Origin of the sequence: Devosia ginsengisoli, assembly GCF_024707105.1 — a bacterium.
GTDB classification, from domain to species: domain Bacteria; phylum Pseudomonadota; class Alphaproteobacteria; order Rhizobiales; family Devosiaceae; genus Devosia; species Devosia ginsengisoli_A.
Window position 1 is genome coordinate 1 of sequence record NZ_JANQAJ010000014.1, and the last position, 11,346, is coordinate 11,346.

The window sequence follows — 11,346 nt, forward strand, 5'->3', positions numbered from 1 at the left end:
AAATACCCACCGTTCAGAACAGAACTGCGAACTAACGACCGGCGCGTCGTCTGACCGGCTTAGCCCTTGACGGCTTCCGACCCAATTTCTCGCCGTTCAGGATCGAATCGCGAGCTTCTAAAGATGCCATGATCTGCCGCCGCAGATTGCATTGGAACCCCTGGCTCGGTTGAGCCTGCCAGGAGCTCCCGTCAATCCGGCTGTGCGTCTCAAGTCGGGACAGCATACCCACGAATAGCAGCTGCCTACCGCGAGGACGTACTGCTCCGGACAGATCGTGCCGCCAATCATGCGTTGACGACAGGTGGCATCACGCGTCCTCGCGCTTCATGCTGCTCGTGGATACGGTCTTCATCGGTACATCGAGGCGCAGGCCGGATAGACGATCGAAGCTCTGGATCAGTTGGGGTGGAAAGGTCAGCCACATTGTGTTGCCGTCGATTTTGTCATCGCCTGGCGGCAATACCACGGCGACTTCGCTGCCATCGAGGTTGCAATAGGCTACCCGCGAACCGCCCAGTTCTTCGACCAGATCGACAGTTGCCGGCAGGCCCTGTCCCTTCACAGCCGATAGCGCAATATTTTCGGGGCGGATACCTATGGTCAGCGTGGTGCCAGCGCGCAGGGTCGATTGTCCTATCGCCACGTCGTTGGCAATGCCGTCCAGCGTGACCTTGCCGCCCAGGCCAACGGTGGCTGGCAAAAGGTTCATCGCCGGCGCGCCCATGAAGCCGGCGACAAAGATCGAGGCGGGGCGGCGATAGACCTCGGCGGGCGAGCCGATCTGCTCGATACGGCCGGCATTCATGACGATCAGCGTATCGGCCAGTGTCATGGCCTCGACCTGGTCGTGGGTCACGAAAATGGAAGTGGCGTTGAGGCGTTTGTGCAGGCGCTTGATCTCGATGCGCATCTGCACGCGCAGCAGGGCGTCGAGATTGGAGAGCGGTTCGTCGAACAGGAAGACATCGGGTTCGCGCACGATGGCCCGACCCATGGCAACACGCTGGCGCTGGCCGCCGGACAGTTGCGCCGGGCGGCGGTCGAGATAATCGGCGAGGTTGAGGATTTTGGCGGCGTGATCGACGCGCATGTCGCGCTCGGCAGCAGGAAGCCGGCGAGGCGCAGCGGGTAGGCAATGTTCTGCCGCACCGTCATATGCGGGTAGAGCGCGTAATTCTGGAACACCATGGCGCAGCCGCGGTCGGCCGGCTCGATGTCGTTCATCACGGTGCCGCCGATGGCGATGGTGCCCGCAGTGATGTCCTCGAGGCCGGCAATCATCCGCAGCAGGGTCGACTTGCCACAGCCCGAGGGGCCGACGATGACCACGAAATGGCCGTCGGGCAGGGCAACATCGATGCCATGTAGCACGGGCTTGCCGTCATAGGATTTCTTCGACGTTGGTGATCGTGACATCGGCCATCAGAATTCTCCCACAAGGCGGTTGCGCAGGCGTTCGATCGTAATCGGTGTCAGTCCGATGCGCTCGATATAGGCAGCGATGGAGCCGAACTCGGCAGTGATGAAAGCAAGGGTGGCGGCGGCCATGGTGGCGGGCTCGGAGGCCAGCAGGCGCTGGAAGCTCGCGGGGTCGGCGCCACGCGCCACGGCGCCAGCGGTGATGTCGGCGACGATCGGCGCGATGAGGCGTGCGGTCAGCGCATAGTCCTCGACGATGAGCGCGGCTTCCACGCCGGCAATGCCGAGCAGCAAGGCGGCGACGATGCCGGTACGGTCCTTGCCGGCGGTACAATGGAAGAGGACGGCACCGGGTGGGGCATCGGCGATGATACGAAGCACCTGCGCCAGCGCGGCTGCCGCAGCATAAGCGCGAGCTTGTAGAGTTCGAGCAATACGTCGCCCTCGTCCATCTGGGCGGGAGCCAGGCCATCGAGCAGGGAGATGTTGTGATAGATGACCGCGGTATGCCCGTTGAATGGATTGGGCTGATGGGTCAGCTCATCGCCGTGCCGGAGATCGATGACGGTGGTGACGCCCGAGGCGAGCATCGTTTCTACCCCTTCCTCGTCGAGCCGGTGTAGGGCGTCGGCGCGGAGCAGGCGGCGCCAGCGGTCCGCCCGCCGGATGTGGCATAGCCGCCCCAGGTCGCGGACGTTGATAGGTGCCCGTGATGGGCAGGTGACGGTGGGTGCGGGTTGCATCAACGGATTCCCGATTTCATGAAGGATTGGACGACTTGGCGCTGCAGGACGATAGTTAGATGACGAGGACCGGCAGGCTGGCCAGCGTGGAGGCGGCCATGAGTGGTCCCCATTGGTTGCCTTCGGCGGTCATGAACATCTGGATGCCGATCTGGACGACGCTGTTTTCGGCTGTGCGGCTGAGCAGCAGAGGCCAGAAATACTCGTTCCAGGTCGAGATGAAGATCAGGATGGCCAGCGAGGCGATGGTGCCGCGCAGGTTGGGCACCAATACTTCCCACAGGATCGCCAGTTGCTGGCGCCATCCATGCGGGCGGCCTCGACCACCTCGCGCGGGAAGGAGCGCATGGCCCGGGCCAGCAGCAGGATGGCGAGCGCTGCGGCGAATATGGGGCAGGATCAGCGCGCGCGAGCTATCGAGCAGCCCCATTCGCGCGACCAGCAGGTAGTTAGGGATCATCACCACCTGGAACGGGACCAACCAGGTGAGCGCCACGCCGCGTATAGACCAGTTTGTCGAGCGGGAACCTCCAGCGGGCAAAGGCGAAAGCGGCCAGAATGCCGGTCAGCAAGTTGGAAAACGGTCGAAACCGCGGAGAAGACCAGGGTGTTGACCAGCATCCGTGCGATCGGGATGGCGTCGATGGCGCGGGTGTAGTTGTCGAGCGAGGGGCTGGGTCGGCCAGAGGCTGGTTTCGAAGACAGCGTATTGGCCGGGCGGAAGGAACTGACCAGCATCCAGTAGACCGGGAACAGGCAGAAGATCGACAGGATCACCATGACCAGATGGGCGATCGCGGCCGTGTTGAGCGGCCCCGGCCTTGGGCCGATATGAGGCGCGGCGGCGGGCATCGGGGCAGCGGGCGGGCGGAGCGGAGCTGTCAATTGTCATGGAAGGAATACCTGTCGATCAGGCGGAACAGGATGAAGGCGAGCAGGCCGAAGCCCAGGAAGAGAATGACGGCCGCGGCCGAGCTCCAACCGACCGACAGGGTGGAGAAGCCGAAATCCCAGAGGACATAGAAGATATTGGTGGTGGCCCCGAGCGGCCCCCCGCCGGTCAGCACCTGGATGTAGGAAAACGACCATTGCGCGCCGAGCAGGATGGTCATGAGCGTCAGGAACAGCACGGTGGAGCGCAGCAGCGGCAGGCGGACGTCGCGGATGATGGCCCAGCGGGTGGCCGTCCATGCGGGCCGCCTCGATCAGCGACGGGTTGATGTTGGCGTTGGCGGCCGAAAGGATCAGCGTCGAGAAGCCGATCAGCTTCCAGCCGGTAAGCACGATGACGGTCCAGATCGCGATCGGGATCCTGGAGAGAAACGCACCGCGCGATAGCCCAGCGCCCTGATGGCCTCGTTGATCAGGCCGTAGCGGATCGAGCAGCCAGCGCCAGACGGCGGCGGCCACCACCGGCGCGATGATCATCGGCACGAAGATGACGGCGCGATAGATGTTGCGCGAGCGCTCGGGCAGGTCATGGGTATAGATCGCGATGGCCAGCGGAACGAGGCACGGCCAGCGGCAGCAGGCCGAGAATGTAGACGCCGGTGTTGCGCAGGGACTGCCAGAATTTGGGCAGGGCGAAGATGTTCTGGTAATTCTGCCAGCCGACAAAGATCGTGCGGTTCCGAGGTGGGCAGCATGTTCCACTCGTAGAAGCTCAGCCGGAAGGCATCGACCAGCGGCCAGTAAATCCACAGGACCAGCGTGATCAGGGCGCCGGGGCCAGGTAGAGCCAGGGAGTCCAGCGCGTTGCTGACGCGTCGCAGGCGGGTCGGGGGTGGAAGCAACCGCCATGGCGCGGCTCCTGTATGAGAGAGTGGCTGGCCCGCCCGCAGGCGGGCCAAGGGGATCAGGGCATCAAGGCTTGGCATTGGCCCGGGCATCGGCCAGGGTGGCCGCGACATCGGCGCCGCCGAAGACCGACATTTCCACCGCGTCCATCATGGTCTTGCCGATCTGACGGTAGTTCGGGCCGGGCATCGGATCCCAGTGGCTCGAGACGATCGAGCTGCTCCAGATTGGGGGCGACCAGCGGATGCTCGGCGACCCAGCCGGCGAGATAGTCGGGATCGGTGACGATGGCCGGGCGCAGCGGCAGGTAGCCGATTTCCGAGGTGATGATGGTATAGCCATGCTCGGAGGTCAGGAACTTCATCAACCTCCCAGTGCGGCGCGTTGCTTGAGCGGGTCGGCGGTGTGGATGGTGAGGGCGCTGCCCGAATTGTTCGGGCGGGTCGGCTTGTCGCCGAAGCGCGGCATGGAGGACGAACGCAGCTCGTAATTGCCCTCGGCGCCGGCCACCAGCGAGCCCTGCAATGCGCTGGTCTGCAAGTACATGCCCAGATTGCCCGAGGCCATACCGTCGATGGCGCCGGCAAAGTCGTAATTTTCGTAGACGCCGGCATCGTAGAGGTCGCGCAGCATGGTGACGGCCTCGACCGCTTCCGGCTCGGCGAATTTCAGCGTGGTGCGGTCGCGCGAGATCACTTCGCCATTGTTGGAGCGCACGACGCCCTGGAACAGCCAGTCGACTGCGCCCGGTCCGGTAATGCCTCCGGTAAAGCCTTCGGCGTCGGTCTTTTCCTCGATGGCGAGAGCCGCCGATTTGACGTCCGCCCAGGTCTGTGGCGGATTGTCCGGATCAAGGCCGGCCGCGCGGAAGAGGTCGGCATTGTAGAACAGGATCGGCGTCGAGAATGTATAGGCCGAGGCCATAGGTCTTGCCGTTCAGCACGCCCAGCTTGGTGCCGTTGGGATGCATGCCTTCGAGATGGGCGGCGATTTCCTCGGCGGGGGCAATGTCTTCCAGCGCCCGGGCGCCGAAATTGGTCACCGAAAAGTCGAGATCGCTGAACACGGTCTGGACCAGGTCAACCGGCATGCCGGCGGCCAGTCGGCCTCGATGCGGCTGCCGTCGGCGCTGGAATAGCCGATGCCCTCGACGGTGACGTTCGGGTTGGCTTCCATGAATTCGTCGATCAGCTTCTGCGTGGCGTCGGCACCGAGGCCGGCAGTGGCCAGATTGTAATTGTAGAAGGTGATGGTGACGGGCTGGTCGAGGCTGGGCGCCATGGTCTGGGCGAGCACGGGAGCAGCCGTGGAGAGCGCCAGCAAGGCTGGCAAGGATGGTCATGCGGAGCATGGTTGTGGTTCCTGTCATTCAGCAGCGGCGACGGCGGTGTCGGCTTCGTATTTCTTCAGCATCTCGGCCATGCCGGAGAAGGTGAAGCTGTGCAGTTCGCGACGGGGTGGCCGCCTGCGGCGCGAAGGTGATGGTGAGACCCGAGGGCCGCACGGAGCCGATGGCGAAGGCGGCACCTTCGAGCATGCGCAGGCCTTCATGCAGCCAGAGCACGTCGGTGGCGGCATGCTGGCCGATGCCGACAACGGCGGGGATGCCGTACCAGTTGGATACGCGGTCGTAGTGGATATGGCCCGAGAGGATGCCCAGCACGGTCTTGCCGGCGACGACCTGCCGCAAGGCCTCGGTATCGGCGTAGGACAGCGATTCCACTCCATGGTCGGATTGTGCGTATCGAGCGCCGGCGCGTGGTGCATGACCAGCAGCTTGGGCAGCGCGGCATGGTTTTCGAGTTCGGCCTTGAGCCAGTCGAGCTGGCCCGGCTCGAACGAACCGCCGACCTTGTCGGGCACGCTGGAGTCGAGAACGATGACGTGGATGCCGGCAATGACTTCGGCATGGTCGTAAGGAGCATCGACATTGTCGGTCCGGCCGAGCATAGCCGGATAGAAGCCGTCGCGACGGTCGTGATTGCCCAGCGCATAGAGGACCGGCATGTCGAGGCCGGATTCCGCCACGATCGACTTGAGGTTTTCGTAGCTGCCCTGGTCGCCGCGGTTTGTCAGGTCGCCGCTGGCGACGATGAATTTGGGCTGAGGCACCAGCGTCTTGATGTCCGCCAGGATGCGCCGCAGCGTCGTCGTGGTGTCGGAGAAAAGATGATCATCCTGCACGGCGGGATTACCGACATGCAGGTCGGTCAGATGGATGAAAGTGACGGGGTCGGACATGGGCGCTCTCCCCTTTGCTCTGGTGGGGTCAGCGGCAAAATTTTCGGCTGTAACTCTTGTGGCGCATAAGTTTTGTTACAAACATCTTGTGTGGCGCCTTCGTTAGGGTTAGCTTCCCTCCCATGACAGGTGAATGAAGGTTCATTCGGTTTTTGATGTTGTCCTCGACAAGCGTGAGCGCATACTGGCAGCGGCCGCACGGCTCATCGTTCGCAACGGCTTGCAGTGCTCCATGGCCGCGATCGCCGAAGAGGCAAGCGTGGCCACCCGGCTCGCTCTACAATTACTTCGACTCCAAGGAAGCGCTGGTGCTGGGGGTCTATACGCGCGTCACGGCATTGATGACCGAGAGCCTCGTGACCCGTCCGGCGCGGATAGCGGCGAAGAGCCGGTGCGCCGCTATATCGAGAGCTATATCGACTTCATCTTGGGAGGATCCCGACCGGGCGCGGCTGTTCGATTATCTCGACAATAATCCACTGATTACCCTGAGGGACGCCAAGGCGCATTTTCGGCGCCTTCGTCGAGACGGCATCGCCACGATCGAGGCGGCACAGGCTGCGGGTGTGGTTCAGCCGGCCCGCCGACCATGATCATGAGCTTCATGCGCGGGTCCATCCGCAATACGCTGAAGCGCCGGCGCATGACCGAGACCAGGTTGACAGAGGCCGACCGACAGCTTGTGGCCGCCATGTGCTGGGCCGCCATCGCCGCCTGAGGCGGCTAGGCACATAGCCGTTCGGCCAGCAGGGCTACCTCGGAGCGCGTCAGCCCGATCCCAGCAAGGTAGGCGTCGATGCCACCATGAGCGACGTCGAGATGGTCGAGCATGACCAGCATGGTCGCAGCATCGCTGGCAAGCACGCGCTCGACATGTTCGGGCCGGCCGCCAGCTGAGCGCGCGCTCACGCAACTGGCCGATCAGGTCGTCCGCAGCGGCGGTGAGCGCATAGTCGGCGACGATGTCGGCGCGACCGACGCCGGAAATCAGCAGCAAGAGCGCGGCAATGATGCCGGTGCGATCCTTGCCGGCCGTGCAGTGGAACAGAACGATGCCGCGCGGCGCGGCGATGATGGCGCGCAGCACCTCGGCGAGTTGCGGGCGGCATTTATCCAGGGCGTCGCAATAGCGCCGCGCCATGTCGAAGGGCACCGCACTCATGGCGATGGGCGCCAGGGCGTCAAACAAGGCGATGTTGCGGTAGGCGACCGTGGCGTGCTCGCGAAAAGGATGCGACGTAACACTGGTCTCATGCGGCCCGCGCAGGTCGATGACCAGCGTCAGGCCATCCTCGACCAGCCGAGCGATGCTGTCGTCGCGCAGGGGATGCAGAGCCTCGCCCCGCAGGATGCGACGCCATTGTGTAGCGCCGCCGGTGATGCGGGCATAGCCGCCCAGATCGCGGATATTGTGGGTGTCGGGCAAGGGCCAGTGACGCATCGCCGCCATGGTCATGGCTGCCTCCATTTAGTCGAAAGAGATGGGCGCGGCACGGCCGCGCCCGGTCGGCATCAGGGCATCAGGCCCCGGGCATTGTCCTGGGCGAAGCTCAGCACTTCGGAGACATCGTCTTCACCAAGCACGGCTTCGACGACTGCCTCCTTCATCATGGCCTCGGCCGGCGGTAGTTGGGGCCGGGGAAGGCAACATTGGGAGTGAGCCGAGACAGCTGTTCCAGGTTCGGACGGATCAGCGGATGGGTTTCGGTCCACGGACCGAGAAATTCCGGATCGTCGACGATATCGAGGCGCAGCGGCAGGTAGCCGATCTTGCTGGTGATGATGGTGTAGCCGTATTTCGAGGTGAGGAACTTCATCAGCTCATAGGAAGCGCGCTGCTTGACCGGATCCTTGGAGAAGCTGAACAGGGCGCTGCCCGAATTGGTCGGGGTGGTCGGTTTGTCAGCGAAGCTCGGCATGGCGGCGACGCGCAACTCCCAATTGCCTTCGGCAGCGGTCGAAAGGGCGTTCTGCAAGGCGCTGGTATAAAGATACATGCCCAACTGGCCGCTCAGCATGGCATCGTTGGCGCCGGCAGGGTCGATCCGGGCATGCGCGCCGCTATCGACCATGTCGCGCAGCATCCGCACCGCTTCGATGCCTTCGGGATTGGCGAAGGTCAGGGTGTTGCCGTCGCGGACATTGCCGCCATTGGACATCAGGATGGCCTGATAGACGAAGGTGCCATCGGCCGGGCCATAGGCGCCGGGGAAGAAGCCTTCGGCATCGGTCTTTTCGACGATGGCTTCGGCCGCGGTCTTTACCTCGGCCCAGTCCTCGGGTGGATTGTCGGGGTCGAGACCGGCAGCACGGAACAGGTCGGCGTTGTAATAGAGGATCGGGGTCGAGAAAGTATAGGCAAGGCCATAGGTCTTGCCGTCGACCTTGCCGAGATCGAGGCCGCGGGGGATCATGCCGTCAGTCAGTTCGGCATAGCCGTCCGAGCCGGCCATGTCTTCCGGGCATTGGCGCCCAGGTCGCTGGCGACGTAGATCAGGTCGCGAAACACCAGTTGGGCCAGGTCGGGCTGCTGGCCAGCGGCCATATCGGCCTGCAGACGCGTTCCGATCTCGTTGGATGGCACGCCGATGGTCTCGACCGAGATATTGGGGTTTTCTTCCTCGAACCTGGCCAACAGTTCGCGGGTGGCGTCGGCGCCAGCGCTCGCGGTGGCGAGGTTGTTATTGTAGAAGGTGATGGTCACCGGTTCGGTGATGTCATCAGCCATTTGGGCGAAGGCCATGCCGGAAAAGGGCGGTAAAGCCCAGGCTGGCGGCGGCCAGCAGCTTGATGAAATTGCGTTTGATCATCGGTGGGGTCCTTGGAGTTGGGAGATCAGCCTGCGGCGGCGTCGGCGAGGGCAGCTTCCTGCTTTGACGGAGGAGCTTGAGGTCGTAGCGATTGAGTTCGGCTCGGGTCTGGGGCAACGGCACCAGAGCCATGGTGAGGCCGGAGCGGCGGATGGTACCGATGCCGAACGAGGCGCCTTCCACCATGCGCAGCACGTCGGTGGTGAGAATGTCGGTGGCGGCATGCTGGCCCATGCCGACGATGACCGGAATGCCGTGCCACACCGAGAAGCGGTCGTGGTGGATATGGCCGGAGAGAATGCCCACCACATTGCGGCCCCTGAGCAGAGCCGCGAGCTGCTGGGACTGATTGAACTCAATAGTTCGCCAATGGTCCGGGCGGGGGTATCGCCAAGCGCTGGCGCGTGATGGGCGACGATCAGCTTGGGCAGATCGGCATGGCTGTCGAGCGCGGCTTCGAGCCAGGCGAACTGTTCGGGCTCGATACTGCCTCCGATCTGGCCGGGCGTGGTGGTATCGAGGGTGATGACATGCGCCGCTTCGATGACCTGCTCGTGATCGTAGGGCAGGTCGAGGTCTTGGTCTGGCCGAGCATGCCCTCGTAGAAGCCAGCGCAGGTGTCATGGTTGCCGATGGCATAGACCACGGGCAGGTCGGTGGCGGCCATGATGGCCTTGAGCTGGCGGTAGCTGTCGGCGTCGCCGCGATTGGTCAGGTCGCCGCTGGCAATGATGAATTTGGGCGCGCTGGTCCATGCTGGCGATCAACTCGAGCACCCGGGCCAGCGTCCTGGATGTGTCGCTGAACAGATGGTCGTCAGCGACGGCGGGGGTGCCGACATGCAGGTCGGTATGGATAAAACTGGTCTCGGCCATGGGTCGTGCTCCGTTGCTGGGCATGGCCTGGAGCCCTACCGTCTCAGCGACGTGACGAGTTTGGAACAGCGTTTGAATTGGTCGAAGGTGGTGTGGTGAACATCGGTGTCGTCGCCGCGACGACCTGTTCAGGAGCACTATCAGGGGATCGTCCAGGTTCAGCGCGTGGCTGGTCAATTCGTCGGTACGGCGCCGGTTACGTCATCTGCGAGCGAACGCCCAGCAGGCAGGAGATGCGGAAGCCGATATCCACGTCGCTGAGCCAGGCGCAATCGTTCGGAGGTGCGGAATGAACACGCGGTGATGATCGATGTCTTCGATCATGGGGCGGAATATCTCGGGGTGTTCGCTGGATTGGGCGGTTGGTCATGTGTCGCAGCACGTTATAGCTGGATGCTCGATCGAGGCTCCAGCGGATGGACGGGCCGACCTGGCGACGATAAGGTCTTCGACTGCTTGCAGGTGCCGGATGCGCGCTGTACCGCCGCCTGCAGCATTGCCAGCCGCCTCGGCGTTCAGCTTCATATAGACCCGCTCGGCCACTGAAAAGATCAGCTGCTCGACACTTCCAAAATGATAGCTGACTGCACTGACCGCAGCGCCCGCCCGCCGCGCAATGCTCGACAGTAACTTCGTCTGGGTGATCAGCAACATTGAGCAGCGCCTCGCACGCAGCCTGCAGCTTCTCTGCCGTGACGCTTTTGTTGGTTTCCCGCTGCAGCGCGCAGAACATGGCACCAGGGCCGTGACAGCCGTGTGAACCCCGGCGTTTCCCGTTTAGATTATTTGTCGGCGGAATACAGGCTTGCTAATGTCCTAGGCGACATCCACGCAGCTGGCAAACGCGAATTTCTGTTGGCTCCACGCCGCACGAGACCATGCAATTTATGCCCCCGAATGTTCCCAAAAATGGAAGTGCACTCCAGGATTGTGGTCCGATCCAAGGCGCGGAGATCAACACCTTGAAATCGTAAGTGGTTTTGCCAAGGTGCTTCCGGCAGATTGCCGCTACTTCGTAGCCCCACTCTATGCAGATTCGCCCGAACGCAGCGTGCTATACTTCTCGTTGCCGCCGCACATTCGAGACCATCTGCAATGTCGATCTGGCTCATCTCAGCGTCGGCGACGTTTCCGATCATCGCTCTCTGCAGGTGCGCTATGGCCCGCCCGATGGCATCGATAGCCGAGCTTATCGCCCATGGCGCGGTCGGCGACTTGGCCGGCCATTTCCTCAATGCGCGGGGCGTGCCGCTATTCGGTACGGCAATGAAGTCGGTCTGCAACGCGCCCCATTTCAGACGTTCCATCACCTTTTCCGATCTCCTAAAAGCGGACACAACAACCACAAAGCTATTCAGCAGCTTTGCGGCATCGCGGCATCGACGATGGGTTGGCTCTTGCTGCAACGCCGTCAACTGCCTTGACAGCTGTCGCCCCCATTTCGGTCATGAGGCAGCG

Annotated in this window: 19 protein-coding genes and 5 pseudogenes; 3 read left to right on the forward strand and 21 right to left on the reverse strand. The window is 63.1% G+C overall.

What is annotated here, in order from left to right; translation table 11 throughout:
* Positions 1–310: 310 nt before the first annotated feature.
* The 14 genes and pseudogenes from NVV79_RS22735 to NVV79_RS22305 all read right to left on the reverse strand — a co-directional run bounded on the left by NVV79_RS22735 (position 311) and on the right by NVV79_RS22305 (position 6,203).
* The gene (locus NVV79_RS22735; protein WP_369684758.1) at positions 311–997 is read right to left on the reverse strand and encodes a TOBE domain-containing protein; all 687 of its coding nucleotides are present in this window, start codon (positions 995–997) and stop codon (positions 311–313) included.
* 6 nt (positions 998–1,003) lie between these two features.
* A pseudogene (locus NVV79_RS22740) lies at positions 1,004–1,419 on the reverse strand (ATP-binding cassette domain-containing protein); the annotation flags it as partial.
* Positions 1,420–1,425: 6 nt separating this feature from the next.
* Positions 1,426–1,941: a tyrosine-protein phosphatase gene (locus NVV79_RS22255; RefSeq protein ID WP_369684759.1), complete on the reverse strand. Its 516-nt coding sequence runs from the start codon at positions 1,939–1,941 to the stop codon at positions 1,426–1,428.
* Between the two features lie 2 nt (positions 1,942–1,943).
* A pseudogene (locus NVV79_RS22745) lies at positions 1,944–2,165 on the reverse strand (tyrosine-protein phosphatase); the annotation flags it as partial.
* Positions 2,166–2,220: 55 nt separating this feature from the next.
* Complete coding sequence (locus tag NVV79_RS22260; RefSeq protein ID WP_303994380.1) at positions 2,221–2,433, reverse strand: hypothetical protein; 213 nt, start codon at positions 2,431–2,433, stop codon at positions 2,221–2,223.
* Entirely contained in the window at positions 2,391–2,513 is a 123-nt protein-coding gene (locus NVV79_RS22265) for a hypothetical protein (RefSeq protein WP_303994382.1), read from the reverse strand. The genes NVV79_RS22260 and NVV79_RS22265 overlap by 43 nt, the downstream gene beginning before the upstream one ends.
* Before the next feature lie 111 nt (positions 2,514–2,624).
* On the reverse strand, positions 2,625–3,017 hold the full coding sequence (locus NVV79_RS22270; protein ID WP_303994384.1) for a hypothetical protein: 393 nt from the start codon (positions 3,015–3,017) through the stop codon (positions 2,625–2,627).
* Between the two features lie 29 nt (positions 3,018–3,046).
* Positions 3,047–3,295 (reverse strand): hypothetical protein, encoded by a 249-nt coding sequence (locus NVV79_RS22275; protein ID WP_303994414.1) that lies wholly within the window; start codon positions 3,293–3,295, stop codon positions 3,047–3,049.
* Between the two features lie 109 nt (positions 3,296–3,404).
* Positions 3,405–3,965 (reverse strand): annotated as a pseudogene (locus tag NVV79_RS22750) (hypothetical protein); the annotation flags it as partial.
* A 55-nt stretch (positions 3,966–4,020) separates the two neighbouring features.
* The gene (locus NVV79_RS22285) at positions 4,021–4,326 is read right to left on the reverse strand and encodes a hypothetical protein (protein ID WP_303994386.1); all 306 of its coding nucleotides are present in this window, start codon (positions 4,324–4,326) and stop codon (positions 4,021–4,023) included.
* Positions 4,326–4,886 (reverse strand): extracellular solute-binding protein, encoded by a 561-nt coding sequence (locus NVV79_RS22290; protein WP_303994388.1) that lies wholly within the window; start codon positions 4,884–4,886, stop codon positions 4,326–4,328. The genes NVV79_RS22285 and NVV79_RS22290 overlap by 1 nt, the downstream gene beginning before the upstream one ends.
* Positions 4,813–5,052 carry a hypothetical protein gene (locus NVV79_RS22295; RefSeq protein WP_303994390.1) on the reverse strand — a complete coding sequence of 80 codons (240 nt, stop codon included), beginning with the start codon at positions 5,050–5,052 and terminating at the stop codon, positions 4,813–4,815. The genes NVV79_RS22290 and NVV79_RS22295 overlap by 74 nt, the downstream gene beginning before the upstream one ends.
* Positions 5,001–5,294, reverse strand: a complete 294-nt coding sequence (locus NVV79_RS22300; RefSeq protein ID WP_303994392.1) for a hypothetical protein — start codon at positions 5,292–5,294, stop codon at positions 5,001–5,003. Before NVV79_RS22300 ends, NVV79_RS22295 begins: the two co-directional genes overlap by 52 nt.
* Before the next feature lie 33 nt (positions 5,295–5,327).
* Positions 5,328–6,203, reverse strand: coding sequence for a metallophosphoesterase (locus tag NVV79_RS22305; RefSeq protein WP_303994394.1), 876 nt, complete (start codon positions 6,201–6,203; stop codon positions 5,328–5,330).
* 133 nt (positions 6,204–6,336) lie between these two features.
* On the opposite strand from NVV79_RS22305, the gene NVV79_RS22310 reads away from it, so the two are divergent.
* Entirely contained in the window at positions 6,337–6,678 is a 342-nt protein-coding gene (locus tag NVV79_RS22310) for a hypothetical protein (RefSeq protein ID WP_303994396.1), read from the forward strand.
* Between the two features lie 248 nt (positions 6,679–6,926).
* Here the strand turns inward: NVV79_RS22310 and NVV79_RS22755 are convergent, their stop codons facing one another.
* The 5 genes and pseudogenes from NVV79_RS22755 to NVV79_RS22330 all read right to left on the reverse strand — a co-directional run bounded on the left by NVV79_RS22755 (position 6,927) and on the right by NVV79_RS22330 (position 9,322).
* Positions 6,927–7,043 carry a hypothetical protein gene (locus tag NVV79_RS22755; protein ID WP_369684760.1) on the reverse strand — a complete coding sequence of 39 codons (117 nt, stop codon included), beginning with the start codon at positions 7,041–7,043 and terminating at the stop codon, positions 6,927–6,929.
* 79 nt (positions 7,044–7,122) lie between these two features.
* Positions 7,123–7,671, reverse strand: a pseudogene (locus NVV79_RS22760) (tyrosine-protein phosphatase); the annotation flags it as partial.
* 139 nt (positions 7,672–7,810) lie between these two features.
* Positions 7,811–8,656, reverse strand: coding sequence for an extracellular solute-binding protein (locus tag NVV79_RS22320; protein ID WP_303994400.1), 846 nt, complete (start codon positions 8,654–8,656; stop codon positions 7,811–7,813).
* On the reverse strand, positions 8,626–8,931 hold the full coding sequence (locus NVV79_RS22325; RefSeq protein ID WP_303994402.1) for an extracellular solute-binding protein: 306 nt from the start codon (positions 8,929–8,931) through the stop codon (positions 8,626–8,628). The genes NVV79_RS22320 and NVV79_RS22325 overlap by 31 nt, the downstream gene beginning before the upstream one ends.
* Positions 8,924–9,322, reverse strand: coding sequence for a hypothetical protein (locus NVV79_RS22330; RefSeq protein ID WP_303994404.1), 399 nt, complete (start codon positions 9,320–9,322; stop codon positions 8,924–8,926). The genes NVV79_RS22325 and NVV79_RS22330 overlap by 8 nt, the downstream gene beginning before the upstream one ends.
* A gap of 98 nt (positions 9,323–9,420) precedes the next feature.
* On the opposite strand from NVV79_RS22330, the gene NVV79_RS22335 reads away from it, so the two are divergent.
* The gene (locus NVV79_RS22335) at positions 9,421–9,618 is read left to right on the forward strand and encodes a hypothetical protein (protein ID WP_303994406.1); all 198 of its coding nucleotides are present in this window, start codon (positions 9,421–9,423) and stop codon (positions 9,616–9,618) included.
* A gap of 50 nt (positions 9,619–9,668) precedes the next feature.
* Here NVV79_RS22335 and NVV79_RS22340 read toward each other — a convergent pair.
* Together NVV79_RS22340 and NVV79_RS22345 are read right to left on the reverse strand one after the other, a co-directional pair.
* Positions 9,669–9,746: pseudogene (locus tag NVV79_RS22340) on the reverse strand (hypothetical protein); the annotation flags it as partial.
* 508 nt (positions 9,747–10,254) lie between these two features.
* Positions 10,255–10,542, reverse strand: coding sequence for a hypothetical protein (locus NVV79_RS22345; protein ID WP_303994408.1), 288 nt, complete (start codon positions 10,540–10,542; stop codon positions 10,255–10,257).
* Positions 10,543–10,983: 441 nt separating this feature from the next.
* Between NVV79_RS22345 and NVV79_RS22350 the strand changes: the two genes are divergently transcribed.
* A partial coding sequence (locus NVV79_RS22350) for a hypothetical protein (RefSeq protein ID WP_303994410.1) occupies positions 10,984–11,346 on the forward strand: 363 nt, incomplete at its 3' end.

What these genes read in the sequence shown, in the direction of transcription:
- NVV79_RS22735 (WP_369684758.1), bottom strand. Translation starts at nt 997, where the DNA reads ATGGGTCGGGCCATCGTGCGCGAACCCGATGTCTTCCTGTTCGACGAA.
- NVV79_RS22265 (WP_303994382.1), bottom strand. Translation starts at nt 2,513, where the DNA reads ATGCGCTCCTTCCCGCGCGAGGTGGTCGAGGCCGCCCGCATGGATGGC.
- NVV79_RS22270 (WP_303994384.1), bottom strand. Translation starts at nt 3,017, where the DNA reads ATGCCCGCCGCCGCGCCTCATATCGGCCCAAGGCCGGGGCCGCTCAAC.
- NVV79_RS22285 (WP_303994386.1), bottom strand. Translation starts at nt 4,326, where the DNA reads ATGAAGTTCCTGACCTCCGAGCATGGCTATACCATCATCACCTCGGAA.
- NVV79_RS22290 (WP_303994388.1), bottom strand. Translation starts at nt 4,886, where the DNA reads ATGGCCTCGGCCTATACATTCTCGACGCCGATCCTGTTCTACAATGCC.
- NVV79_RS22295 (WP_303994390.1), bottom strand. Translation starts at nt 5,052, where the DNA reads ATGCCGGTTGACCTGGTCCAGACCGTGTTCAGCGATCTCGACTTTTCG.
- NVV79_RS22305 (WP_303994394.1), bottom strand. Translation starts at nt 6,203, where the DNA reads ATGTCCGACCCCGTCACTTTCATCCATCTGACCGACCTGCATGTCGGT.
- NVV79_RS22310 (WP_303994396.1), top strand. Translation starts at nt 6,337, where the DNA reads ATGAAGGTTCATTCGGTTTTTGATGTTGTCCTCGACAAGCGTGAGCGC.
- NVV79_RS22755 (WP_369684760.1), bottom strand. Translation starts at nt 7,043, where the DNA reads ATGCTGGTCATGCTCGACCATCTCGACGTCGCTCATGGTGGCATCGAC.
- NVV79_RS22320 (WP_303994400.1), bottom strand. Translation starts at nt 8,656, where the DNA reads ATGGCCGGCTCGGACGGCTATGCCGAACTGACTGACGGCATGATCCCC.
- NVV79_RS22325 (WP_303994402.1), bottom strand. Translation starts at nt 8,931, where the DNA reads ATGGCTGATGACATCACCGAACCGGTGACCATCACCTTCTACAATAAC.
- NVV79_RS22335 (WP_303994406.1), top strand. Translation starts at nt 9,421, where the DNA reads ATGGGCGACGATCAGCTTGGGCAGATCGGCATGGCTGTCGAGCGCGGC.
- NVV79_RS22345 (WP_303994408.1), bottom strand. Translation starts at nt 10,542, where the DNA reads ATGTTGCTGATCACCCAGACGAAGTTACTGTCGAGCATTGCGCGGCGG.